The sequence below is a fragment of the Pseudomonas sp. AP3_22 TE3818 genome (assembly GCF_053628995.1).
In genome coordinates this window covers 633,013-657,434 of record NZ_JBRJHL010000001.1, presented here as the reverse complement: position 1 = coordinate 657,434, position 24,422 = coordinate 633,013, and the positions used below count along the sequence as shown (strand labels likewise).

Annotated in this window: 22 protein-coding genes, 1 tRNA gene and 1 pseudogene; 14 read left to right on the top strand and 10 right to left on the bottom strand. The window is 60.0% G+C overall.

The window, feature by feature from the left end:
* A tRNA-Ile gene (locus AB7M25_RS03105) sits at positions 1-77 on the top strand.
* A 73-nt stretch (positions 78-150) separates the two neighbouring features.
* Here the strand turns inward: AB7M25_RS03105 and AB7M25_RS03100 are convergent.
* Together AB7M25_RS03100 and AB7M25_RS03095 are read right to left on the bottom strand one after the other, a co-directional pair.
* The gene (locus tag AB7M25_RS03100; protein ID WP_429517742.1) at positions 151-456 is read right to left on the bottom strand and encodes a helix-turn-helix domain-containing protein; all 306 of its coding nucleotides are present in this window, start codon (positions 454-456) and stop codon (positions 151-153) included.
* Positions 449-666: pseudogene (locus tag AB7M25_RS03095) on the bottom strand (hypothetical protein). Before AB7M25_RS03095 ends, AB7M25_RS03100 begins: the two are co-directional and overlap by 8 nt.
* Before the next feature lie 484 nt (positions 667-1,150).
* Here AB7M25_RS03095 and AB7M25_RS03090 point away from each other — a divergent pair.
* Positions 1,151-1,459, top strand: coding sequence for a DUF3077 domain-containing protein (locus AB7M25_RS03090; protein ID WP_126047892.1), 309 nt, complete (start codon positions 1,151-1,153; stop codon positions 1,457-1,459).
* 92 nt (positions 1,460-1,551) lie between these two features.
* On the opposite strand, the gene AB7M25_RS03085 is transcribed toward AB7M25_RS03090, so the two are convergent.
* Positions 1,552-2,232, bottom strand: coding sequence for a peptidase M41 (locus tag AB7M25_RS03085; RefSeq protein WP_454236969.1), 681 nt, complete (start codon positions 2,230-2,232; stop codon positions 1,552-1,554).
* Between the two features lie 75 nt (positions 2,233-2,307).
* Here AB7M25_RS03085 and AB7M25_RS03080 point away from each other — a divergent pair, with 75 nt between their 5' ends.
* Positions 2,308-3,039: a hypothetical protein gene (locus AB7M25_RS03080; protein ID WP_454236968.1), complete on the top strand. Its 732-nt coding sequence runs from the start codon at positions 2,308-2,310 to the stop codon at positions 3,037-3,039.
* A 60-nt stretch (positions 3,040-3,099) separates the two neighbouring features.
* On the opposite strand, the gene AB7M25_RS03075 is transcribed toward AB7M25_RS03080, so the two are convergent.
* A complete protein-coding gene (locus AB7M25_RS03075) occupies positions 3,100-5,454 on the bottom strand; it encodes a glucose/quinate/shikimate family membrane-bound PQQ-dependent dehydrogenase (protein WP_454236967.1) in 2,355 nt (784 codons plus the stop codon).
* Between the two features lie 186 nt (positions 5,455-5,640).
* Here AB7M25_RS03075 and AB7M25_RS03070 point away from each other — a divergent pair, with 186 nt between their 5' ends.
* From AB7M25_RS03070 to AB7M25_RS03025, 10 genes are all read left to right on the top strand, one after another.
* The gene (locus AB7M25_RS03070; RefSeq protein ID WP_007980298.1) at positions 5,641-6,102 is read left to right on the top strand and encodes an Lrp/AsnC family transcriptional regulator; all 462 of its coding nucleotides are present in this window, start codon (positions 5,641-5,643) and stop codon (positions 6,100-6,102) included.
* A gap of 287 nt (positions 6,103-6,389) precedes the next feature.
* The gene (locus AB7M25_RS03065; protein WP_454236966.1) at positions 6,390-8,072 is read left to right on the top strand and encodes a flavin monoamine oxidase family protein; all 1,683 of its coding nucleotides are present in this window, start codon (positions 6,390-6,392) and stop codon (positions 8,070-8,072) included.
* A gap of 12 nt (positions 8,073-8,084) precedes the next feature.
* Complete coding sequence (locus tag AB7M25_RS03060; RefSeq protein ID WP_217836530.1) at positions 8,085-8,879, top strand: carbon-nitrogen hydrolase family protein; 795 nt, start codon at positions 8,085-8,087, stop codon at positions 8,877-8,879.
* Positions 8,880-8,917: 38 nt separating this feature from the next.
* Positions 8,918-11,347, top strand: a complete 2,430-nt coding sequence (gene pqqF, locus AB7M25_RS03055; RefSeq protein ID WP_429517753.1) for a pyrroloquinoline quinone biosynthesis protein PqqF — start codon at positions 8,918-8,920, stop codon at positions 11,345-11,347.
* Positions 11,348-11,504: 157 nt separating this feature from the next.
* Complete coding sequence (pqqA, locus tag AB7M25_RS03050; protein ID WP_003444522.1) at positions 11,505-11,579, top strand: pyrroloquinoline quinone precursor peptide PqqA; 75 nt, start codon at positions 11,505-11,507, stop codon at positions 11,577-11,579.
* Between the two features lie 81 nt (positions 11,580-11,660).
* Positions 11,661-12,572 carry a pyrroloquinoline quinone biosynthesis protein PqqB gene (gene pqqB / locus AB7M25_RS03045; RefSeq protein ID WP_429517754.1) on the top strand — a complete coding sequence of 304 codons (912 nt, stop codon included), beginning with the start codon at positions 11,661-11,663 and terminating at the stop codon, positions 12,570-12,572.
* A 136-nt stretch (positions 12,573-12,708) separates the two neighbouring features.
* On the top strand, positions 12,709-13,461 hold the full coding sequence (gene pqqC, locus AB7M25_RS03040; protein ID WP_429517756.1) for a pyrroloquinoline-quinone synthase PqqC: 753 nt from the start codon (positions 12,709-12,711) through the stop codon (positions 13,459-13,461).
* The gene (gene pqqD / locus AB7M25_RS03035) at positions 13,458-13,733 is read left to right on the top strand and encodes a pyrroloquinoline quinone biosynthesis peptide chaperone PqqD (protein WP_008051583.1); all 276 of its coding nucleotides are present in this window, start codon (positions 13,458-13,460) and stop codon (positions 13,731-13,733) included. The genes pqqC and pqqD overlap by 4 nt, the downstream gene beginning before the upstream one ends.
* Positions 13,705-14,877, top strand: a complete 1,173-nt coding sequence (gene pqqE / locus AB7M25_RS03030; protein ID WP_429517759.1) for a pyrroloquinoline quinone biosynthesis protein PqqE — start codon at positions 13,705-13,707, stop codon at positions 14,875-14,877. Before pqqD ends, pqqE begins: the two co-directional genes overlap by 29 nt.
* Entirely contained in the window at positions 14,843-16,669 is a 1,827-nt protein-coding gene (locus AB7M25_RS03025) for a S9 family peptidase (protein ID WP_429517761.1), read from the top strand. The genes pqqE and AB7M25_RS03025 overlap by 35 nt, the downstream gene beginning before the upstream one ends.
* 102 nt (positions 16,670-16,771) lie before the next feature.
* Here the strand turns inward: AB7M25_RS03025 and AB7M25_RS03020 are convergent, their stop codons facing one another.
* From AB7M25_RS03020 to AB7M25_RS03005, 4 genes are all read right to left on the bottom strand, one after another.
* Positions 16,772-16,930 carry a YqaE/Pmp3 family membrane protein gene (locus tag AB7M25_RS03020; protein ID WP_003228885.1) on the bottom strand — a complete coding sequence of 53 codons (159 nt, stop codon included), beginning with the start codon at positions 16,928-16,930 and terminating at the stop codon, positions 16,772-16,774.
* A gap of 83 nt (positions 16,931-17,013) precedes the next feature.
* Positions 17,014-17,334: a helix-turn-helix domain-containing protein gene (locus tag AB7M25_RS03015; RefSeq protein WP_007980317.1), complete on the bottom strand. Its 321-nt coding sequence runs from the start codon at positions 17,332-17,334 to the stop codon at positions 17,014-17,016.
* A complete protein-coding gene (locus tag AB7M25_RS03010) occupies positions 17,327-17,683 on the bottom strand; it encodes a type II toxin-antitoxin system RelE/ParE family toxin (RefSeq protein WP_007980319.1) in 357 nt (118 codons plus the stop codon). The genes AB7M25_RS03015 and AB7M25_RS03010 overlap by 8 nt, the downstream gene beginning before the upstream one ends.
* A gap of 252 nt (positions 17,684-17,935) precedes the next feature.
* Positions 17,936-19,219 carry an aspartate aminotransferase family protein gene (locus tag AB7M25_RS03005; protein ID WP_429517763.1) on the bottom strand — a complete coding sequence of 428 codons (1,284 nt, stop codon included), beginning with the start codon at positions 19,217-19,219 and terminating at the stop codon, positions 17,936-17,938.
* A gap of 169 nt (positions 19,220-19,388) precedes the next feature.
* Between AB7M25_RS03005 and AB7M25_RS03000 the strand changes: the two genes are divergently transcribed.
* Positions 19,389-20,318 (top strand): LysR family transcriptional regulator, encoded by a 930-nt coding sequence (locus tag AB7M25_RS03000; RefSeq protein WP_429517765.1) that lies wholly within the window; start codon positions 19,389-19,391, stop codon positions 20,316-20,318.
* Positions 20,319-20,545: 227 nt separating this feature from the next.
* Here AB7M25_RS03000 and AB7M25_RS02995 read toward each other — a convergent pair whose 3' ends face one another.
* Both AB7M25_RS02995 and AB7M25_RS02990 read right to left on the bottom strand, forming a co-directional pair.
* Positions 20,546-22,324, bottom strand: coding sequence for an acyl-CoA dehydrogenase C-terminal domain-containing protein (locus tag AB7M25_RS02995; protein ID WP_429391658.1), 1,779 nt, complete (start codon positions 22,322-22,324; stop codon positions 20,546-20,548).
* 263 nt (positions 22,325-22,587) lie between these two features.
* Positions 22,588-24,384, bottom strand: a complete 1,797-nt coding sequence (locus AB7M25_RS02990) for an acyl-CoA dehydrogenase C-terminal domain-containing protein (protein WP_454236965.1) — start codon at positions 24,382-24,384, stop codon at positions 22,588-22,590.
* Positions 24,385-24,422: the final 38 nt, after the last annotated feature.

The following is a 24,422-nucleotide window of genomic DNA, read 5'->3' as shown; positions in this document are numbered from 1 at the left end:
GGGCCTATAGCTCAGTTGGTTAGAGCAGAGGACTCATAATCCTTTGGTCCACGGTTCAAGTCCGTGTGGGCCCACCAAACAAGAAAGCCGCGCAATGCGCGGCTTTTGCGTGTCTGGCTGATCGGTTTTTGCAGAGACGTTTTTATCGCCTCAATGGGCAAAGTTCTCGATCTTCACCTGTCCGTCGGGAAAGGTTGCGATGATTTCCAGCTCGCCGCCCATGGCGCGGATGTAATTGCGCAACGTGCTGATGTACATGTCGGTTCGTCGCTCCATCCTGGAAATTGCCGCCTGATTGACGTGTAGCGCCTTGGCCAAGGTCTCCTGGCTCAGCTCCTGGGCCTTACGCAACTCGTGCAGAGGCATTTCTTTAAGATGCTGTTGGAACTGCCGCTCTGCGTCAGCGCGAGATTCCGCCGTCATTCGAGCTTGGAGCTCAGCAAATTTCTTAGCCATCGTTGCGGCCCTCAGTGCGCAGTGTTTCCAAATGTTCGTCATACAAGTTATCCGCCAGCGGGACATGTTCGTCGTACCAGCGGTCTTGACCAGGCTTGGCCCAAAGAGCTCCAGCAGATCAACGCTGGCCGAGACAGAAGCCTGCTCCTTTGCATGCAGCCCCTCCCACCAGCCTCCAAGTTGATCGGTGTACTCAACATCCCAGCCCATACAATATGCCGCCCAAGGAATATGACCTCAAGGGAATAACTCTATGGGTTTGAGCGGCCGTCCGACCACCCCCTGTTTCTTGCTGAATTGTTAAGGACAGTTTCCAGCCACGCCTGAACGTTGAATCTTTGACACACTTGCTTGATCGAAATATCGGATGACGCCTTAGGACCTTGTAGGCAAACTCCGAATCTTGCTTTTGGGCACTTTGCCGCCTTGTTGCGCTTTTCTTTGACGGGATAGTCTCCGGACGTCGCTGAGCATTCAGCGATCGGGCTTGGAAACCCGTCGGATCACAGCGCAACAGCATCCCCACCACGATTCCAGACGTTTGTGACGACTGCGAACTCTGTGTTATGGCAGCTGTGCGCGGGACGCCTTTGGGCGTGCCGGATCTTTGGTCCCCGGTTTCCAACCTGCGCACAGCCGCCACCCATTCGCTTGGAAACGAACGTGGCGACTCCTCGAACGCTGGAGTATGACCATGACCAAAACAGATTCGCCCGCACCTTCAGAGCTGAAAACCATTGGCTTCACGCCCTTCCTGTTTCTCTCGGACCAACCACTGTTCCACGTCTGTCGCAACGTTCCCATCGCCGACGCCCTGGCCCAAGCCTCCGACCTGCTCTACCTCGCCAAGTCCCTGACTGTCGATGCCGCCTACGCCCAAGACTCCGACCGCCACGCCTGGGCCGCGCATTACCTGACGACGATGAGCAAAGCGGTGATTGATGATGTGGTGAAGGTGTTGACGCGGCGGCCTGTTCAAACGAGAGCGGAAGCAGATCAGTAAAACAACGAATAATCACAGAGCCAGAAAATTCCCAAAAGGGGACCGAGCGTTCCCTTTTTGGGGCTTATAGAGCCAGTCGCTTCGACCCTTCGTTATTTCCAGTGCGGAACGGCATCACTGTTGCTGTCCGTCCAAACACGTGGCGATGAAATGGACTGCACTACCCGCAGCCGTTCCAGTACCTGCCCCGCCATCACAACCTCATAGGTATCCGCCGGCCTGCCCCACTGCTCCACGATGACCATGTTGTCCACCAGCATCCCTGCCAGTTCGGCAATCGTCTCGGCCTGATCCTCTATGATTTTTTGAGTCCGGCCCCAAATCCGGTCAGTCACCGCTTTAAGCTGCGCCGCTATTCGCTCAGACGACGCTGGATCGGTATCGGGGTAGGCGAGGTTGCGCAACAGATGCTGTAGCTCCCTGATTTTTGCGTAATCCTGCTCCGCGCCCTGCTCACCTTTGAGGATGCCTGTGGCTTTGAGCTTATCGACGCGTTTGGCGGCGGAAGGTTTTGAAGGCAGTGTCTGCGCCATTGCGCCAGCCAGGAGAACCATCATCCGGGCTTCCAGGTGTTCCTTCATCGCTTCCATCGACGAAATTGACCGCGCCAGGTTGATGGATGCCCCTCCTTGATGCCTCAAGTCCATGGTCACTGTCAGGGTCACGCCGCCCGTGGCAAAGCCCAAGGCGCGGGCTACTACGTAGTGCCCCATTTCGTGATGTGCGATCTGCCCCGCATGCACCCGTACAGAGCGCGGCATCTTGTTCGTCATTTCCATCACCTCCCTTCACTTCTGCTGTACTTTTCTTGCGAAATCTCGTCCATCTCAAAAATAAAGGAGCATCAAATGAGCAGCATGGAAAAGGATTTTCCGACGAACCCTCTCGAAGAAACTTTCAAGGTTCTTGAATACTTAAGTCAATGCGAACCTCGAAAGGCAGCTTCTCGGCGCACAGGAAAAGAAATGCAAGCAGCACGCTTCGCCAATCGAGCTCTATTGGTTGGTGCAATCGGGCTCGGGCTTGCCGCATTGCTAGCCTACTGGCACACGTCCCAATCACCCTTACCAAATATGATGAAAAACGTCGCGCTCGTTCTAATAGTGATATCCACTGTATCTACACTCGCGTCCCTGCTGGCCCCAATCTTTGCGTCGGCACGGACTCTAGTCCGATGGAAAACCATCAGTTTGAGAAACATGCTGGCCGACATCGAGCATGAAAACGCCTTTGTCGAAACACTAAAATCTCACCATGAAAAAGCCTTAGCAAATGCAAGATACTGGCTCGAACTCAAAGTGAATCGCGCAGAAGCCCGTGTCGCCTATTTCTTTGGAGAAAAAGCCGCAGGGCTGGCTTTACTAGGTACAGCCTACGTTTGCGCCAAGGAATTTGGTGGTTTCCCATGGTTAAGTCAGACCTTGATGGCTGGGCCTGTGACTGGAAGTCTGGGGGACACCATTTTGATAATGGTGATCGCATTGATCCTCGGAGTTTCAATCGGTGCAATTCTTCTCAAACATGTGAACGCACGGTATCGCTTTCAGATCGAACTCATCGACAACGCTCTGCGGCAGTAAAAACTCTCGGTAAGAAAAAGCCGCGCAATCGCGCGGCTTTTCTGACTCAAGCTTCAGCCCTTATTTGGGCAAAGCGTAGGCAATCACATAATCCCCACGATCCGTCGACTGACGCGCACCGCCGACCGTCAGCAGGATGTACTGCCTGCCGGTTTTCGGTGAAACGTAGGTCATCGGCCCGGACTGGCTGCCCACCGGCAGGCGCGATTTCCAGATTTCGTTGCCGTTGCCGGTGTCGAAGGCGCGCAGGTAGAAGTCTTGGGTGCCGGCGAAGAACAGCAGGCCCGACTGGGTGGCGAGCGATGCGCCGAGGGTCGGCATGCCGATCGGGATCGGCAGGTGCATGCGGATGCCCAGCGGGCCGGTGTCCTGTACGGTGCCGACCGGGACTTGCCACATCAGTTTGTGGGTCTTGAGGTCGATGGCCGACAGGGTGCCGAACGGTGGTTTCTGGCACGGAATGCCGACCGCCGAGAGGAAGCGCTCGCGCATGGCGCCGAACGGTGTGCCTTCCTGCGGCACCACGCCCATTTCGATGCCGCTGGCGCCGGCTTTGATCTTGTCGCGCGGGATCATGTAGTTGGCCAGGCCCAGGCGCATGTCGTTGACGAACATGTAGTTCGTGTTCGGATCAACCGAAACGCTGCCCCAGTTCATGCCGCCCAGCGAGCCCGGGAATTGCAGGGCGCGGTCCATGCCCGGTGGGGTGTAGACGCCTTCGTGGCGCATGCCTTTGAACTGGATGCGGCACATCAACTGGTCAAACGGCGTGGCGCCCCACATGTCGGACTCGGTCAGGGTCTTGTTGCCGATTGAAGGCATGTCGACCGAGAACGGTTGGGTTGGCGAGTAGCGCTCGCCGGGAACCTTGCCTTGCGGCACCGGACGTTCTTCGACGCGGGCAATCGGCACGCCGGTTTCGCGGTTGAGCAGGAAGATCTCGCCCTGTTTGGTGACTTGCGCCAGGGCTGGCTGGGTGCCGCCCTTGTCGTCCGGCACGTCGTACAGCAGCGGCTGTGCCGGCAGGTCGAAGTCCCACAGGTCGTGGTGAGTGGTCTGGAAGTGCCAGCGCACCTGACCGGTTTTCACGTCGATGGCGACGATGGACGAGCTCCACTTGTCGTCGAACTCGGTGCGTTGACCGCCAAAGAAGTCTGGCGTCGCGTTGCCGGTCGGCAGGTAGACCAGACCGAGCTTGGCGTCGTAGGACATGGCCGACCATACGTTCGGCGTGCCACGGGTGTAAGTCTCACCGGCCGGCGGACGTTTGGTGGTGTTCGGATTGCCCGGATCCCACGCCCACACCAGTTCGCCGCTGCGCACGTCGTAGGCTCGCACCACGCCCGGCGGTTCGCCGGTGGAGTAGTTGTCGGCCACGCGGCCACCGACGATCACCACGTCCCCAGCGACCAATGGGGTCGAGGTTTGCTGGTAGTAACCGGGCTTCACTTCGCCCATGTCGGTGGTCAGGTCGACGGTGCCCTTGTTACCAAACTCTTCGCAGGGCTTGCCGGTGTCGGCATTGATGGCGATCAGGCGGGCATCGCCGGTCGGCAGAAACAGACGTTTCGTACAGGCGGTTGGCTGATTGTCCGAAGACGCCGGGGTTTCGGAATAGCCCAGGCCACGGCAACGCTGCCAGTTGGGCGCGGTGCCTTGCGGGTCGAACTTCCAGCGCTGGGCGCCGGTGTCGGCATCCAGGGCGAAGACTTTGCCGTAGGCGGTGCAGGTGTAGACCGTGTCACCGATCTGCAGCGGGGTGTTCTGGTCTTCGGCGCCGGCACCGGTACTTTGCGGGATATCGCCGGTGCGGAAGGTCCAGGCGACCTGCAACTTGTCGATGTTGCCTTTGTTGATCTGGTCCAGCGCAGCAAAGCGGTTGCCGGCGGTGGTGTTGCCCCAGTGCGCCCAGTCTTTCTGTTCGGCGCCCGGAGTGACCGGAGTTACCGCAGGTACAGTGGTGTTTTTGACCACGTGGGTCGGCACGAACATGTAGGCCATCGTCGCAACGACGCCCACGCCCAGAATGCCAGCCAGACCGTAAGCACCACGCCCGCCGGTCGCACCTGATGCGCGGACCAGGGTCGGATAGATCAGGGCGACGACCAGCCCGATCACGGCGAAGGTCAGCACCCGCGAGACCAGCGGCCAGTATTCGAGACCGGCATCCCATACCGCCCAGATCGCGGTGAGGACCAGCGCCGCACCATACAGCCAGGCGCCCAGCGGCTTGCGACGGGCAATCAACAGGCCGGACACCAGCATCGCCAGGCCCATCAGCAGGAAATACCCACTGCCACCCAGCGCAATCAGATAGCCGCCGCCACCCGCCAGGCCGAGCCCGATCAGTGCAATCAGCACACCCAGCCCCGCCAGCAACCATTTGCTGCCGGCGGCAGCCCCAGAATTGTTCATGTCGGACATTTTCCCCATTTGTGACAATGGGCGGAATAATGTACTAACTGGTTACTTATGGCAATTTGTCGCAGACAGAAATGTCATGAACGGTTCTGAAAGCAGATCAGCGATCCGTCGCGAGCGTCGTACAGAATCTGCCTGTAACATGCTTGCGCACTGATCCATCCCGCTGGAGATAACCCTTTGCCTGACACTCGCCCGCCCGTTCTCGACGAAATCGACCGCCAGTTGATTGCAGCCCTGCAGATCAACGCCCGCGAGAGCGTGGCCATGCTCGCCCGGCAACTGGGCATCGCCCGCACCACCGTCACCTCGCGCCTGGCGCGGCTGGAAAAGGCCAAAGTGATCACCGGCTACGGCGTGCGCCTCGGGCAGCGGGTGGTGGATGGCGGGTTGCAGGCGTATGTCGGGATCACGGTGCAACCGCGTTCCGGCAAGGAGGTGTTGCGCCGCCTGAGCGCGATGGCGCAGGTACAGCAGTTGTGTGCGGTGAGTGGCGAATTTGATTATGTGGCGTGGTTGCGCACCGATTCGCCGGAGCAGCTGGATCAGTTGCTGGATCAGATTGGCAGTGTGGATGGGGTGGAGAAGACTACGACGTCGATCATCCTGAGTAGCAAGATTGATCGGGGGCAGCCGGTTTGAGGTTTTCCCGGCGGTTTTGGGGGCCTGACAGGCCTGCAAAGACCTGTAGGAGCTGGCTTGCCAGCGAAGGCGTCCGGACCATCAACACAAAATTCAACGGCCTCTTCGCTGGCAAGCCAGCTCCTACAGTGGGCAGTGTGTGCAATTAGTTCATCATATCGACCAATAAAATAGCAAAACGACGACACTTTGCGTCTTATTAACGTGTTCTGTGCTCTCTAGAATGGCTGGCATCTTTTCCTATACTCAGATGCGCATTCCGCGTCGGGTCGCCAGCAAGGTCAGCCATGAACAAGAACAATCGCCATCCTGCAGACGGTAAAAAACCAATCACCATTTTCGGCCCGGACTTTCCCTTCGCCTTCGACGACTGGATCGAACACCCGGCCGGCCTGGGCAGCATTCCGGAACACAATCACGGTGCCGAAGTGGCGATTGTCGGCGGCGGGATTGCCGGTCTGGTGGCCGCGTATGAGCTGATGAAGCTGGGGCTGAAACCGGTCGTCTACGAAGCCTCGAAAATGGGTGGACGTCTGCGTTCCCAGGCCTTCAACGGCGCCGAAGGCATCGTGGCCGAACTGGGTGGCATGCGCTTCCCGGTGTCGTCCACCGCGTTCTATCACTACGTCGACAAGCTCGGCCTGGAAACCAAACCGTTCCCCAACCCGCTGACGCCCGCGTCGGGCAGCACGGTCATCGACCTCGAAGGCCAGACCCATTACGCACAGAAGCTGTCGGACCTTCCTGCGCTGTTCCAGGAAGTGGCTGACGCGTGGGCCGACGCCCTGGAAGCCGGTTCGCAGTTCTCGGATATCCAGCAAGCCATTCGCGACCGCGATGTGCCGCGCCTCAAGGAGCTGTGGAACACCCTGGTGCCACTGTGGGACGACCGCACCTTCTATGACTTCGTCGCCACGTCCAAAGCCTTTGCCAAGCTGTCGTTCCATCACCGCGAAGTGTTTGGCCAGGTCGGTTTCGGCACCGGCGGCTGGGACTCGGACTTCCCGAATTCGATGCTGGAAATCTTCCGCGTGGTGATGACCAACTGCGACGATCACCAGCACCTGGTGGTCGGCGGCGTGGAACAAGTGCCCCAAGGCATCTGGCGCCATGTGCCAGAGCGTTGTGCACACTGGCCGGCCGGCACCAGCCTCAGCTCCCTGCACAGCGGCGCACCACGCACCGGCGTGAAGAAGATTGCCCACGCACAGGGCGGCCGTTTCGCCGTCACCGATAACTGGGGCGACACCCGCGAATACGCCGCCGTGTTGACCACGTGCCAGAGCTGGCTGCTGACCACCCAGATCGAATGCGACGAAACCCTGTTCTCGCAAAAGATGTGGATGGCCCTGGACCGCACCCGCTACATGCAATCGTCGAAAACCTTCGTGATGGTCGACCGCCCGTTCTGGAAGGACAAGGATCCGGAAACCGGCCGCGACCTGATGAGCATGACCCTCACCGATCGCCTGACCCGTGGCACCTACCTGTTCGACAACGGCGACGACAAGCCCGGGGTGATTTGCCTGTCGTACTCGTGGATGAGCGACGCGCTGAAAATGCTCCCGCACCCGGTGGAAAAACGCGTGAAACTGGCGCTGGATGCACTGAAGAAGATCTACCCGAAAGTCGACATCGCCGCGCGGATCATTGGCGATCCGATCACCGTGTCCTGGGAAGCCGACCCGCATTTCCTCGGCGCGTTCAAAGGCGCACTGCCCGGTCACTACCGCTACAACCAGCGCATGTACGCGCACTTCATGCAGGACGACATGCCGGCAGAACAGCGCGGGATCTTCATCGCTGGCGACGACGTTTCGTGGACGCCAGCCTGGGTTGAAGGCGCGGTTCAAACCTCGCTCAATGCGGTGTGGGGCATCATGAAACACTTCGGCGGTGCAACTCACGCCGAGAATCCGGGTCCAGGAGATGTGTTCAACGAGATCGGACCGATCGCCCTGCCCGAGTAAGAGGAATCCGAAATGCGCGTAGCCCTTTACCAATGTCCACCGTTGCCGCTGGATGTCGCCGGCAACCTGCAACGCCTGCAACAACTGGCGCTGGAGGCAAAAGGCGCGGACCTGCTGGTGCTGCCGGAGATGTTCCTGACCGGCTACAACATCGGCGTCGATGCCGTCAGCGTGTTGGCGGAGGTGTACAACGGTGAGTCGGCGCAGCAGATCGCACGCATTGCCAAGGCAACCGGGATTGCCATCTTGTATGGCTATCCCGAGCGCACCGAGGACGGGCAGATCTACAACGCCGTGCAGCTGATCGACGCCAATGGCGAGCGCGTGTGCAACTACCGCAAGACGCACTTGTTCGGCGACCTCGATCACTCGATGTTCAGCGCAGGTTCCGATGAGTTTCCCATCGTTGAGCTCAACGGCTGGAAGCTTGGTTTCCTGATCTGCTACGACCTGGAGTTTCCGGAAAACGCCCGACGCTTGGCCTTGGGCGGCGCCGAGCTGATTCTGGTGCCGACCGCGAACATGATTCCGTTCGATTTCGTCGCCGATGTCACCGTGCGTTCCCGCGCCTTCGAAAACCAATGCTATGTGGCTTACGCCAACTACTGTGGTCATGAAGGCGACATCCACTATTGCGGCCAGAGCAGCATTGCTGCGCCGGATGGCAGCCGTATCGCTCAGGCGGGACTGGATGAATCGCTGATTGTCGGTGAGCTGGATCGACAGTTGATGGTCGATTCCCGTGCCGCCAATCGCTACCTGATCGATCGTCGTCCCGAGCTTTACGGCGAGCTGAACAAGTCCTAATCCGCTAGCATTGGCACTTCACTGTTCTGGAAGTGCCCATGCCCGCGCTGAATCACCCTCGCCCCCACACTGAAACCCTGGCCAATGGCTTGCGGGTGACGCTGCGTCATGCCCCGAATCTGAAACGTTGCGCAGCAGCGTTGCGGGTCGCTGCGGGCAGCCATGATGTGCCGCTGGCGTGGCCCGGCCTGGCGCACTTTCTTGAGCATTTGCTGTTTCTGGGGACTGAGCGTTTTCCTGCCGGGCAAGGGTTGATGGCCTACATCCAGAGTCATGGCGGCCAGATAAACGCGCGAACCAGCGAGCGCACCACAGACTACTTTTTCGAACTGCCACCCCAGGCATTTGCCGGTGGGCTGGAGCGTCTGTCAGACATGCTCGCCCATCCGCGTATGAATCCGGACGATCAGCAGCGGGAACGGGAAGTGCTTCAGGCGGAGTTTGTCGCCTGGTCGCAGGATGCGGCAGCGCAGCAGCAATTTGCACTGTTCGACGGACTGGCAGAAGCACATCCGCTTCGCGGTTTTCATGCCGGAAATCGCGCCACCCTGCCTGTGGAGCAACCCGAGTTTCAGCAGGCCCTGCAGGATTTTTATCAGCGGTTTTACCAGACCGGGCAGATGACGTTGAGCCTGGCCGGACCGCAAAGCCTCAAAGAGCTAAGGACCCTGGCTGAAGCGTTTGGTAACGTCATCGCCGAGGGAGAAAGCATTGAGCAACACGCTCCTGTGCCACTGATGTCGACCTCGCAAAGAAGTTATCAACAGGCTGAAGAGCGGCGACTGGATTGGCTGTTCGCCCTCGAATCGCTGCCCGAGTCTTGCGCCGAGGCGCTGGCATTCTTGTGCCACTGGCTGAATTCGGCAAAACCCGGTGGCTTGTCGGCGGACCTGCGCGAGCGCGGGCTGGCCGATCACCTGAAAGCCCAGCCGCTGTACCAGTTCGCCGGGCAAGCCTTGCTTCATATCGAATTCACCCTGCCCGTCGCCAACTCGGCAACAGGGATTCAAGAACGCCTTATGGACTGGCTAAGTTTTTTTGCCCAGCAGGACTGGACCCCGTTGCGCGAAGAATACGCAACCCTGCGCCAGCGCCAGGAACAGGTCAGCAGCGCCTTGCAATTGGCCCGACTGGACAGCGAACAACGCGAAGTCGGGTTATCTGGCCTAGGCGTTACAGCGCTCAAGCAAATCCTCACTCAAATCGGCGCTGTGGATAACTTCAGCGGCCCATGGCAGTTGCCCGCCCCCAACCCGTTCCTGCGCACCGAAACACCCGCGCCCAACGCCGGACTGATTCGTGGCCAGACCAGCGCCCACCGTGGCCTGCGTAGCTTTGCCCAGGATCGCTCGCGCAGCCGTCGTGAACGTTCGCCGATGCAATTCAGCCAGGCATTGCCGGACAACAGCGCGGAAGGTGCGATTTATCTGCGCTGGCGTCTGGACTCGAGTCCCGCCAGCGTCCTTCAGTCCCGACTGGAAAATAACCTGCAAGCGCTGCGCGAAGACGCGCGTCAGGCCGGTGTGGATGTTTCTTTCAGTGCCTCGGGCAACGAATGGCTGCTGAAAATGACCGGACTGCAGGAGCCAATGCCCAGCGTTCTGGAGCATGCGCTGAAAGAGCTGACACAACCTGACGCTGCCGTCTCACAAGCCGCGCCGGAAAGCGTCGCGCTGATCCCCATTCGACAATTGCTCAAGGCATTGCCCGATCACTGCCTTGCGCACACCGCGAACACGGACGACGCGCAGCAACTCTGGTCGAGTGCACGCTGGGATGGCCTGGCGATTGGCCTGTCCGCCCAGACTCAAGCGGCCATGGGCCTGGCCTTGAGTCGTGTACCCGGCACGCCGGACAATCAATTGACCCCGCCGCCGACCATCCCGTCACAACGTCTGTGGAGCGCCGTCGACAGCGATTCCAGCGAGCACGCACTGCTGCTGTTTTGCCCTGCCGCGACCGGGGAATTGGCCGACGAAGCCGCGTGGCGCCTGCTTGCGCACTTCTGTCAGACGCCGTTCTACCAGCGCCTGCGCGTGGAGTTGCAGCTGGGTTATGCGGTGTTCAGCGCCCTGCGCCAGATTCACGGGACAACCGGATTACTATTCGGTGTGCAATCACCGAACGTAGCGCCGGCAGATCTGCTGCAACACATCGAACAGTTCCTCAGCGGTTTGCCCATGCTGATCAATGCCCTCGACGACAACGCGTTCATCGCCGGGCGCCAGACCTTGGCCGAGCAATTTTCCCTGGTTGCATTGCCCACTGCCCAGGCTGCGGAATTGCTTTGGCAGGGCAAACTGGGCGGCCGCTCGTCGGATTATCTGACGCAATTGCCCGAGGCCATTTTGCAAATTGACCGGGTCGCTCTACTGGCGGCGGTCCGACGCCTGAATCAGGCCGAGGGCGGCTGGCGCTGCCTGGCCAGTTCCACCAGCCCAGGCACGCCATGGCAAGCGGCAAAATGATCATTACCGGGGCGGTAAGGAGCTTTCTCAAAGTTTCACGGGCAATCTCTTTGAAATTTTGAGTAACATAGCAACCTAACTATTTGGAACATCTCTGACCTGAGGTGGACTAAACCTATAGATAGCGCTGTCCCACCTACCTGAAGGAGTTCAATTGATGGCCTGGACCAAACCTGCCTACACCGACCTGCGTATCGGCTTTGAAGTCACCATGTACTTCGCAAGCCGCTAATCTCTGCTTTGGCAGATGTGCAGCACAACGCCTCGGTTATCCGAGGCGTTTTATTTTCAGCATTGAATTGATGGAGCGTCCATGTTTGTCCAGATTCTAGGTTCCGCCGCCGGCGGCGGCTTCCCCCAGTGGAACTGCAACTGCGCGAACTGCGCAGGCTTTCGCGACGGCAGCCTGCGGGCCAAGGCGCGGACGCAGTCGTCCATCGCGATTTCCGATGACGGCGTGAACTGGGTGCTGTGCAACACCTCCCCGGACATCCGCGCCCAACTCCAGGGCTTCGCCCCGATGCAGCCGGGCCGCGCCCTGCGCGATACCGGGATCGGCGCGATCATCCTGATGGACAGCCAGATCGACCACACCACCGGCCTGCTCATGCTGCGTGAAGGGTGCCCGCATCAGGTCTGGTGTACGGACATGGTCCACGAAGACCTGAGCAGCGGCTTTCCGCTGTTCAATATGCTGACTCACTGGAACGGTGGGCTGAACTGGAACCGCATCGAGCTCGATCAAAGCTTCACCATTCCCGCCTGCCCGAACCTGCGCTTCACCCCGTTGCCGCTGCGCAGTGCCGCGCCGCCCTACTCCCCGCACCGCTTCGACCCGCATCCGGGCGACAACATCGGCCTGATCGTCGAAGACCGGGGCACTGGCGGCAAACTGTTCTACGCACCGGGCCTGGGCAAGGTGGATGCCGCGCTGCTGGAGATCATGGCCGGCAGCGATTGCCTGCTGGTCGATGGCACGCTGTGGGATGACGATGAAATGCAGCGTCGTGGCGTAGGCACCCGCACCGGTCGGGAAATGGGCCATCTGGCGCAAAACGGCCCCGGCGGCATGCTCGAAGTGCTGGAGCAACTGCCCACGCAACGCAAGGTGCTTATCCACATCAACAACACCAACCCGATTCTCGATGAAGATTCGCCCGAGCGCGCGGAGCTGGATCGGCGCCAGGTTGAAGTGGCGTATGACGGCATGAGTATTGTGCTGTAGCTGAGGGCCCCTTCGCTGGCAAGCCAGCTCCCACAATGTTCTGTGGCGCACATAAAACCTGTGGGAGCTGGCTTGCCAGCGATGATGTCCGACCAGACACCAAAGATTTCAACGGTTGTTCCCCCGGAGAACCCCGATGACCGACACCCCGATGTCCCCCGCCGAATTCGAAGCGGCCCTGCGCGCCAAGGGCGCCTACTACCACATCCATCACCCCTACCATGTGGCGATGTACGAAGGCCGGGCGACCCGCGAGCAGATCCAGGGCTGGGTCGCCAACCGTTTCTACTACCAGGTGAACATTCCCCTGAAGGACGCGGCCATTCTGGCGAATTGCCCCGACCGCGAGATCCGCCGCGAGTGGATTCAGCGCTTGCTCGACCACGACGGCGCGCCCGGTGAAGACGGCGGCATCGAAGCCTGGCTGCGACTGGGCCAGGCCGTCGGCCTCGACCCGGACCAGTTGCGTTCCCAGGAGCTGGTATTGCCCGGCGTGCGCTTCGCCGTGGACGCCTACGTCAACTTTGCCCGCCGCGCCAGCTGGCAGGAGGCCGCCAGCAGTTCGCTGACCGAACTGTTCGCCCCGCAAATCCACCAATCGCGCCTGGACAGTTGGCCGCAGCATTACCCATGGATCGACCCGGCCGGCTACGCGTATTTCCGCACGCGCCTGAGCCAGGCACGGCGTGATGTCGAGCACGGCCTGGCGATCACGCTACAGCACTACACCACCCGTAAAGGCCAGGAGCGCATGCTGGAAATTCTCCAGTTCAAACTGGACATTCTTTGGAGCATGCTCGATGCCATGAGCATGGCCTACGAACTGAAACGCCCGCCGTATCACAGCGTGACCGGAGAACGGGTCTGGCACAAAGGAATCACCTTATGAGTTTCGATCGCAGCAAGACCCCGACCTGGCGTCCCGGCTACCGTTTCCAGTACGAACCGGCGCAGAAAGGCCACGTGCTGCTGTACCCGGAAGGCATGATCAAGCTCAACGAAAGTGCCGCACTGATCGGTGGCTTGATTGACGGTGAACGGGATGTCGCGGCGATCATCGCCGAACTCGACCAACAGTTCCCCGGCGTACCCGAACTCGGTGACGACATCGAGCAATTCATGGAGGTAGCCCGTGCGCAGCACTGGATCGAACTTGCCTGATTCATCAGTGCAAGTGCCGCCCAAACCTGAAGTCGGCCTGCCGCTGTGGCTGCTCGCCGAGTTGACCTATCGCTGCCCGCTGCAATGCCCTTACTGCTCCAATCCGCTGAATTTCGCCGAACAGGGCAAAGAGCTCAGTACCGAACAGTGGATCAAGGTATTCCGTGAAGCGCGGGAAATGGGCGCCGCGCAACTGGGCTTTTCCGGCGGTGAACCGCTGGTGCGCCAGGACCTCGCCGAGCTGATTACCGAAGCCCGCAAACTGGGTTTCTACACCAACCTGATCACCTCCGGCATCGGCCTGACCGAGCAGAAAATCAGCGACTTCAAGAAGGCCGGCCTCGATCACATCCAGATCAGTTTCCAGGCCAGCGACGAGCAGGTGAACAACCTGCTGGCCGGCTCGAAAAAGGCCTTTGCACAAAAACTGGAAATGGCCCGGGCGGTGAAGGCCCATGGTTATCCGATGGTGCTGAACTTCGTGACCCATCGGCACAACATCGACCAGATCGACCGCATCATCGAGCTGTGCATCGCACTGGAAGCGGACTTCGTCGAGCTCGCCACGTGCCAGTTCTACGGTTGGGCGCAGCTCAATCGCGTCGGGCTATTGCCGACCCGGGAGCAACTGGTGCGCGCCGAACGCATCACCAATGAATACCGCGCCAAACTGGAAGCCGAAGGGCATCCGTGCAAGCTGATTTTCGTCACCCCGGACTATTACGAAGAACGCCCGAAAGCCTGCATGAACGGCTGGGGCAGTATTTTTCTGACAGTCACGCCGGACGGAACCGCCCTGCCCTGTCACGGCGCCCGACAGCTGCCGGTGCAGTTTCCCAACGTGCGCGACCACAGCATGCAGCACATCTGGTACGACTCGTTCGGTTTCAATCGCTTCCGCGGTTACGACTGGATGCCCGAGCCGTGCCGCTCCTGTGACGAGAAAGAAAAAGACTTCGGCGGCTGCCGCTGCCAGGCGTTCATGCTCACCGGTGATGCCAGCAACGCCGACCCGGTGTGCAGCAAGTCGCCACAACACGGCGTGATCCTCAAGGCTCGCGAAGAAGCCGAACACGCGACCCAGACCATCGACCAACTGGCCTTTCGCAATGAACGAAACTCACGCCTCATCGCCAAGAGCTGAACCTTTCAGCGCTGCCAAAGCCGTGGCTGCCGGTATCGACTTTGCTGAACTGCAGGTCGGTCGGCAGGGCCTGTTCTGGAACGAGTACCGCCCCGAAGACGCGGCGTGCCGGATCTGGCATTGGCGTGAGGGCACAGCGAAATGCCTGACGCCGCCGGGGTTCAGCGTACGCAGTCGGGTGTACGAATATGGCGGTGGAGCGTTTTGCCTGACAGACGACGGCATCGTTTTCGTCAACGAGGCCGACCAGCAGTTGTATCGGCAAACACTGCAAGGCAATACGCCCGAGAGGCTGACGTCCGGTGCGTGCCGTTATGGCGATCTTCAATTCGCCAACGGGCAAGTGCTGGCGGTCGAGGAGCATCGCGACCAACACCGACTGGTGGTGATCGATCTGTTGGATGGCACACGCCACGTGCTGGCCGAAGGTGCTGATTTCTACGCGGCACCGACGCTGAGCCCTGATGCCCGGCGTCTCGCCTGGATCGAATGGAGTCGCCCGGATCAGCCATGGACAGCGACCCGCTTGATGGTTGCCGAACGCCTCGCCCATGGCGGGTTTGCCGAGGCGCGTTGTGTGGCGGGCGACGGCGCTCAAGAGTCGGTGCAACAGCCACGGTTTGATGCTGACGGTCGCTTGTACTGCCTGACGGATCGCGCCGGTTACTGGCAGCCATGGGTGGAATCCGGGAAAGGCCTGAGCCCATTGCCAAGTGCAGCCGCCGACCATGGCCCGGCGCCCTGGCAACTCGGCGGCAGTACCTGGTTGCCGCTGGGCGACGACAGGTATCTGGCCAGTTGGAGCGAGGGCGGGTTTGGCCGATTGGGCATAGGCGGCGACTCCTGCGCCGACTTCACTGGCGACTACAGCCGCTTCCGCCATCTCGCCGTGGATGGGCAGTTCATTTATTGCATTGCAGCGTCGCCCGTCAGCTCAACCGCCGTCATCGCCATCGACCGTCAAAGCCGGCAAGTGAAGGTACTGGCCGGCGGCATCGCACCGCTTCCTCCCGAACGGATCAGCCGCCCGCAGACCTTGCGCTACCCAAGTGGCTCAGGCGAAGCACACGGCTTCTACTACCCGGCAATGACCGGCGCGGCGAAACCGCCACTGGTGGTGTTCATCCATGGCGGCCCGACGTCGGCGTGCTACCCAATGCTCGATCCGCGCATCCAGTTCTGGACACAGCGGGGCTTCGCCGTGGCCGACCTCAACTACCGCGGCAGCAGCGGGTATGGCCGGGCCTATCGTCAGGCGCTTCATTTGAACTGGGGTGATGTGGATGTCGAAGACGCTTGCGCCGTGGTCAGTTACCTCAACGAACGCAGCCTGATCGACGGCGACAAGGCCTTCATTCGTGGCGGCAGCGCCGGCGGCTACACAACGCTTTGCGCCTTGGCGTTTCACAACGTGTTCTGTGCCGGAGCCAGTCTGTATGGGGTCAGTGACCCGGTAGCGCTGGGGCGCGCGACCCACAAATTCGAAAGCGACTATCTGGACTGGTTGATCGGCGATCCCCTGCTGGACGCCGAACGCTATGCCGCCCGCACTCCGCTGCTGCATGCCAGCAACATCCGCGTGCCGGTGATCTTCTTTCAGGGAGAACTGGATGCCGTGGTCGTCCCGCAACAGACCCGCGACATGGTCTCGGCGCTGCGGGACAACGGCATCCTGGTCGAAGCGCATTACTACGCCGATGAACGCCATGGCTTTCGCAAGGCCGGCAATCAAGCCCATGCGCTGGAGCAGGAGTGGTTGTTTTATCGAAGGGTGATGGAGCACGCCAGCTGAAATCGGTGGTGCTCAAATCGCTGGCAAGCCAGCTCCTACAGAACGCTGATCTCCTGTAGGAGCTGGCTTGCCAGCGATAGCGATCTATCCAGCGCCGCAGATTCAGCGCTTGGCGATGATGTACACCGCATGCACGATCCCCGGAATGTAACCGCACAATGTCAGCAGAATATTCAGCCAGAACGCCCCGCCGAATCCTACTTGCAAAAACACACCCAGCGGCGGCAACAGGATGGCGATGATGATGCGAATAAAGTCCATGGGGCAGCTCCTGATTGGGGTGGACTCGTTCGAGCCCTACAGCTAATCGACCTGTGCCGTTTGTCAGGGTTCAGCCCGATTCCTCAGGCCAGTATTTCCAGACCGTGTTTCTGCACGATACTCAGCAACTTCAACGCCATGCCACTGGGGTGCTTATCCCCTGCTTCCCATTGCTTGACCGTGGAAGCGCTGGTGTTCAGGTAGCGCGCAAACACCGGTTGGCTGACATTGTTGCGTTCGCGCAATGCCTTGATCTCCTCAGCGGGAATCGCATTCGGCACCGTTGCAAGACAAGACTCATCGAATTCACGCATGGTCGCCTTGCTGATTGCACCGATGGCGTACAAGGCACTGGCCGATTCGTGGATCGATTCCGATAGCTCACTTTTGAATTTTTTACTCATTTGGTATCTCCACAAACTCCTTTGCATCCAGCAAGCGCTGAATTTCCATTTCGGTCAGCCCACCATATGTCTTGGCCAACTCTCGCAAGTCGAGCAAATGCCTGGGACTGATGTTGCTCTGATCTTTCTTCGCATACAGGAACTGATAGATCCAATAAGCACCTCCCTTGGCCAGGATAATCGAGCGATGGCGGTTGGAGTTCAAACGCTTCTTCCAGACCCCGCCACCCAGATTGTCAGCCTGGCCATTGAGCATTTCGGTGAATGCCTCCCGGAGTTCGTCATCACCGATCCAGGCCTTGGCGGCCTGCATCGCAAAACGTTTTGTCTTGAACAGCCTCGGCGACATAGGTATCCCTTCCGCAAAAACATACCACCCAGTGGTATGGATTTCAAAGCCAACGCCAAAACAAAGTTCAATCGCTGGCACCGGCACTCCCTGCCGATGCACGCTAGAAAGCCATTGATGGGCTAACCGCTCAAGCCGAAATTGCCTTTGGCAAAAACCAGCCACAAAAAAACGCCCCACGCCAAAAGTGTCGGGCGTGAGGCGTGCGTATTACCGCGAGACGGTTCGGGAATGTGTGCAGGGCGCGTCGGATCAGACGGCAATCCCTTTGCGGCATTGCAATTGCGCGGTGCGTACTCGGGAGAAGGCGCGCGCCAGGCGCAGGAGCATTTCATCGATGTTGGCGTTGCTGACATTCAGCGCAGGGGTAAAGCGCAGGCAGTCGGGTTGCGGGGCGTTGAGCAACAGGCCTTCGTAGAGCGCGGCCTTGACTACCGCGTCAGCGGAATCGTCCGACAGCGTCAGCCCCCACAGCAGCCCTTGTCCGCGCAACTCACCGTGACCGTAACGATGGGCCAAACGCCCCAAGCCTTCACGCAGGTGCTGACCGGCTTCTGCGACGTGCTTGAGGAAAACCTTGTCCTGCACCGCATCGAGTACCGAAAGTCCCGCTGCGGTCATCAGTGCATTGCCATGATGGGTACCGGTCATCTCGCCGGGTTCGAAACAGCAGGCCTTGCCCCGCGCCAGCAGCGCGGCCAATGGCACTCCGCCGCCCAAGCCTTTGCCGAGCACGACGATATCCGCCGTGACCCCGCAGGACTGTTGCGCGAGCAAGGTGCCACAACGGCCGATGCCGGTTTGCACTTCGTCGAAGATCAGCAAGATGCCGAGTTCACGGCACAAGCGTTCGACGCCCTTGAGGTAATGCGCGGTGGCCGGGATCACACCGGCTTCGCTCTGGATCGGTTCGAGCATGATCGCAACGGTCCGTTCATCCACGGCCGCATGCAATGCCGGCAGGTCATTGAACGGGACATGGCTGAAGCCCGGCAGTTGCGGCTCGAATCGGTTGGTTAATGTCGAACTGTCCGACGCCGACATCGTCGCCAGGCTACGGCCATGGTTACCGTTGTTGGCCACAATGATTCGCGACGCGCCACCGCGATGCTGTTGCCCCCATTTGCGCGCCAGCTTTATCGCCGCCTCACAGGCTTCGCTGCCGGTATTGAGCAGGTAGGCCTGATCACTGCCGGTGCTGGCACACAGACGCTCGGCAAGTCTGAGCATGCCGCGGTTATGCAGGCCGAAACCCGGATTGATCAGCGCTTGAGCCTGGGCAGTGATGGCGTTGACCAGTACTGAAGGGCTGTGACCCAGGCTGTTGGCCCCGCCGCCCTGGGAAAAATCCAGGTACGCACGGTCATCGCTGTCCCACAACCATGAACCCTGGCCACGCACAAACACCTGTTTCGGCCGCTCGACACCGGGCATCAAGTACTCGCTGGAAAGACTGTTGTCTTTGGAAGGCAGGGAGGCGTCCATGACCAGATCATCAAGACTGGGAGGACTACGGCGCAGACTGAACAGGTTCATCTGAAACAACCTCTTTTGAGGTTTTTTGCCTTACCTATGTAAACACCATCGAAGCAAAGGGTATTCATCGCGCTCTGTGGCCCTGTAAGCCCTGTGAATGCGGTTAGACTAGGCTCAGGCAAGGCATTCAGCCATTTCGATTTCCCAGCATTTTCGATAAGTAATACTTATGGATTTCAAGCAACTGCGTTATTTCGTCGCGGTCTATGAAGAAGGCCATGTGGGCCGGGCCGCCGAGCGCCTGTCGATCTCCCAGCCGGCGCTGTCCCAGCAAATCCGCCACCTCGAGCAAAACCTCGATGTGAGCCTGTTTGAACGCAACAGCAAACGCCTGTTGCCGACCCTCGCGGCCCACACGCTGTACAACCACGCCCTGCCTTTGCTCGATGGCCTGCAACGGGCACGGGAGGCGCTCGGCAACTTCAAGGGGCAGGCGCTGCGCACCCTGGCCATCGGTGTATTGCAGACGGTGCATACCAGCCTCGTTCCACAGATGCTCGAACGCGTGCGCAAGGCGCAGCCGCATCTTGTCGTGCAGATCTACGAACTGACCGGACTGGAAATCGAGCGGCGACTGCTCAACGGTTCTCTGGATATCGGTATCGGCTATCTGCCACCCCGCCAGCCTGGTCTGCATGGCGTGATGCTGTACGAAGATGAACTGACCCTGGTCATCCCGGCAGAGCACCCGCTGCGTGAATTCAAGAAGGTGTCCATGAGCCAGGCCGCCGAGCTGCCGATGTTGCTGCTGGGCGAGGAATTTCAGATCCGGCAGATCTGGCAAACCCAACTGGCGAACCTCGGACGCCGCCCACAGGTGCAAGCCGAACTGAACAACATGGCCGGCATCCTCGACAGCCTGCCGCATACACGCCTGGCGACGGTGCTGCCCGGACGCTCGCAAAAGACCCATGGCAACCACGAATTGCTGTGGAAGCCCCTGAGCGAACCACGAGTACCCCTGAAAGTCGGGTTGGTGTGTCGGGATGTGCAACGGCAGCAGGCCTCGCTGGCCTTGCTGCGGACATTGCTGGAAGAAGTGATAAATGGCCCGATTGAACGTTTGAACAGCCCGCAGGCCCTGGACGGGCTGAGCTAGAAACTTTTCTTCGGGCAAAAGAAAACCCCGCCGAAGCGGGGCTTTGCAGACTGTTTCCCTGACATCCATTTCACTCCGCCATCCTGGCAGAATCCTACGTGTCCCTGTTGTTGCTTTGCGCTTCCTGCGCTACGTCCATGACAAGTAGATTAGCTGTGGATCCAATTTGCATCTATGGGAGAACAGCAGCACGTTATGTAAGAGAATGCTTACAAACCATTACTTCATCAGAATTGTCCTGCATCCAGCAGGAACAACGATTCGCTACCGGCCTTGACCGACGCGCTCAACGAGTGAATCCGCGGCAACAGACGGGCGAAATAGAACCGTGCGGTGCCCAGTTTGCTGGCGTAGAAATCGTCTTGCGCTTCCTTGCCCAAAGCGGCCTTGGCCATCAGGGCCCACATGTAGGCATACGCCACGTAGCCGAACACCTGCAGGTACTCGACCGATGCCGCGCCGATTTCGTTCGGATTGCTCTTCGCCCGATCCAGCAACCACGCGGTCAGTTCGTCGAGGGTGGTGACGGCATCGTTGAGCGGTTTGGTGAACTCCGCCAGGTCAGCGCTGGCCGTTGCGGTGAAGTGACGAATCTCGTCGGCGAACAGGTTGTAGAACGCCCCGCCGCTGCCGACGATCTTGCGCCCCACCAGGTCCAGCGCCTGAATGCCGTTGGTGCCTTCGTAGATCTGGGTGATGCGCACGTCACGCACCAGTTGCTCCTGGCCCCACTCGCGGATGTAACCGTGGCCGCCGAACACCTGCTGGCCGTGAACGGTGGTTTCCAGACCGAGATCGGTCAGGAACGCCTTCGCCACCGGGGTCAGCAAGGCCACCAGGTCTTCCGCACGCTTGCGGGTGGCGGCATCTTCGCTGAACTTGGCGGTGTCCAGTTGCATGGCCACGTAAGTGGAGAATGCACGGCCACCCTCGTTCGAGGCTTTCATGGTCAGCAGCATGCGACGCACGTCCGGGTGGACGATGATCGGGTCAGCCACTTTGTCCTTGTTCTGCGCGCCAGTCGGCGAACGGCTTTGCAGACGGTCACGGGCGTATTCCACGGCGTTCTGGTACGAGCGCTCGCCCGTGGCCAGGCCCTGGATACCGACACCCAGACGCTCGTAATTCATCATGGTGAACATCGCCGCCAGGCCTTTGTTCGGCTCGCCGACCAGGTAACCCACGGCCTCATCGAAGTTCATCACGCAGGTCGCGGACGCCTGGATGCCCATCTTGTGTTCGATCGACCCGCAGTTCGCCGGGTTGCGCGCGCCCAGGCTGCCATCGGCATTGACCATGAACTTCGGCACCAGGAACAGCGAAATGCCTTTCGGCCCTGCCGGTGCATCCGGCAACTTGGCCAGCACCAGGTGGATGATGTTTTCGGTGAGGTCGTGTTCGCCACCGGTGATGAAGATCTTGGTGCCGCTGACCTTGTAGGAACCGTCGGCCTGAGGCTCGGCCTTGGTGCGAATGATCCCCAGGTCAGTACCGGCGTGCGGCTCGGTCAGGCACATGGAACCGGCCCAGATGCCGGCGTACATGTTCGGCAGGTACGCCGCTTTCAGCTCTTCGCTGGCGTGGGCGTTGATCGACAGGCAGGCACCGGCGGTCAGCATCGGATACAGACCGAACGACAGGCTGGCGGAGTTGACCATTTCTTCGACCTGGGCCGAAACGGCTTTGGGCATGCCCATGCCGCCGTAGGTCGGATCGCCACCAACACCGACCCAGCCGCCTTCCGCGTAGGTCTGATAGGCCTGCGGGAAACCCGCCGGCGTGGTGACGGCACCGTCGACCCAATGGCAACCTTCCTCGTCCGCGGCACGGCTCAGCGGGGCAATGCTTTTGCTGGTGACTTTGCCGGCTTCTTCCAGGATGGCTTCGACCGTTTCCGCATCGACGGTCTCGGCCAGCGCAGGCAGTTCGGCCCAGAGTTTGGCGACCTCGAATACTTCATTGAGGACGAAGCGCATATCGCGCAGGGGCGCTTTGTAGTCAGCCATGGCAAACCTCGCAAGATCTATACAGGTGATTCACAGGAAGAGTGTTTTCGTTAGGTCGGAGTGTACCCCAACAACTTTTGAGACACATAGGGTCAACTCATGACCATTTTGTAATTTTTAGTCATTGCGATATGGAGAGGCGAAACATAAGAACTGTAGGAGCGAGCCCGCTCGCGAAAAAACCCAAGGCGCCACTGGACATCTGGTTTTACGCGTTATCGTTCACGACCATCGCGAGCAAGCTCGCTCCTACAGGGTAGGTGTCAGAGCGCAAACATCTCGGCCGGCAGTTGCATCAGACAATCACTCCCCGCTTCGATGGCCGCCCGATGAGCGGCGGTGCGTGGCAACAGACGCTTGAAGTAAAACTCGCTGGTCGCCAGTTTGCCCCTGCAGAAGCCGGCATCACCGCTGCCAGCATCGAGCTGCGCCTGAGCCACCAGCGCCATGCGCAACCACAGGTAGCCAAGGATGATGTAACCGCTGTACATCAGGTAATCCACCGACGCGGCACCGACTTCGTCCGGGTTTTTCATCGCCGCCATGCCGACCTTGGTAGTCAACTCGCCCCACTGCTGGTTCAGTTGATTGAGCTGCGCCACATGCCCGGCCAGTTGTGGATGTTCGGCGTTCGCCGCACAGAACTTGTGGACGATCCTGGTGAACCCGCGCAGCAGCTTGCCCTGGCTGCCGAGTACCTTGCGCCCGAGCAAGTCCAGTGCCTGAATGCCGTTGGTGCCCTCATAGATCGGTGCGATCCGGCAGTCGCGTACCAGTTGTTCCATACCCCACTCACGAATGAACCCGTGGCCGCCAAACACCTGCATGCCATGGTTGGTCACTTCCAGGCCGGTGTCGGTCATGAAGGCTTTGCAGATCGGTGTAAGGAAGGCCAGCAGGTCTTCGGCATCCTGGCGCGCCGTTTCGTCCGGGCTCAGGTGTGCAACGTCGAGCAACTGTGCGGTGAAGTAGGTCAGCGCGCGGTTGCCTTCGTTGAAGGCTTTCATGGTCAGTAACATCCGCCGCACATCAGGGTGCACGATGATGGGGTCGGCGGCTTTTTCCGGGGCTTTCGGGCCGGTCAGCGAGCGCATCTGCAAACGGTCGTTGGCGTATTTGATTGCGCCCTGGAAGCTCGCCTCGCCCAGACACAGACCTTGCATGCCCGTGCCCAACCGCGCGTGGTTCATCATGGTGAACATGCAGTTCAGGCCCTTGTTCGGCTCGCCGATCAAAAAGCCCTTGGCCTCGTCGAAGTTCAGCACGCAGGTGGCGGAAGCCTTGATGCCCATCTTGTGTTCGATCGAGCCGCAGGACACGCCGTTGCGCTCGCCCGCTTCTCCCGCCGCGTCGGGCAGGAACTTGGGCACGATAAACAGCGAAATACCTTTGGTCCCGGCCGGTGCGTCCGGCAATTTGGCGAGCACCAGGTGAACGATGTTGGCGCTCATGTCGTGCTCGCCCGCAGAGATGAAGATCTTGCTGCCGGAGATTGCATAGCTGCCATCGGCCGCTGGCACGGCACGGGTCTTGATGATGCCCAGGTCGGTGCCGCAATGGGCTTCGGTCAGGCACATGGTGCCGGTCCATTGGCCAGCGGTGAGCTTCTTCAAATAGGTCTGCTTCTGCGCCTCGGTGCCGTGGGCGTGGATCGCCGACATCGCACCGTGGGTCAGGCCGGGGTACATGCCCCACGAGGTGTTGCTGGAACCCACCATCTCGCTGATGACCAGGCCCAGAGAGATCGGTAACCCTTGACCGCCGTAAACCGGGTCCGCCGCCAGGCCATGCCAGCCGCCCTCGACATATTGGGCGAAGGCCTGCTTGAAGCCCGCGGGCGTGGTGACCACGCCGTTGTCGAAATGGCAGCCTTCTTCATCGCCGCTGCGGTTGAGCGGCGACAACACGTTTTCGCAGAACTTCGCGCCTTCTTCGAGGATCGCATTGACCATGTCCGGGCTGGCATCGGTGGCCCCCAGCGCAGCGTAGTTACTGTGAAAGTCGAAGACGTGGTCGATCAGAAAGCGCATGTCGCGCAAGGGAGCTTTGTACTCAGGCATGGTCATTCTCCGTCGGCAGTTTTTTCCAACCTACTGCC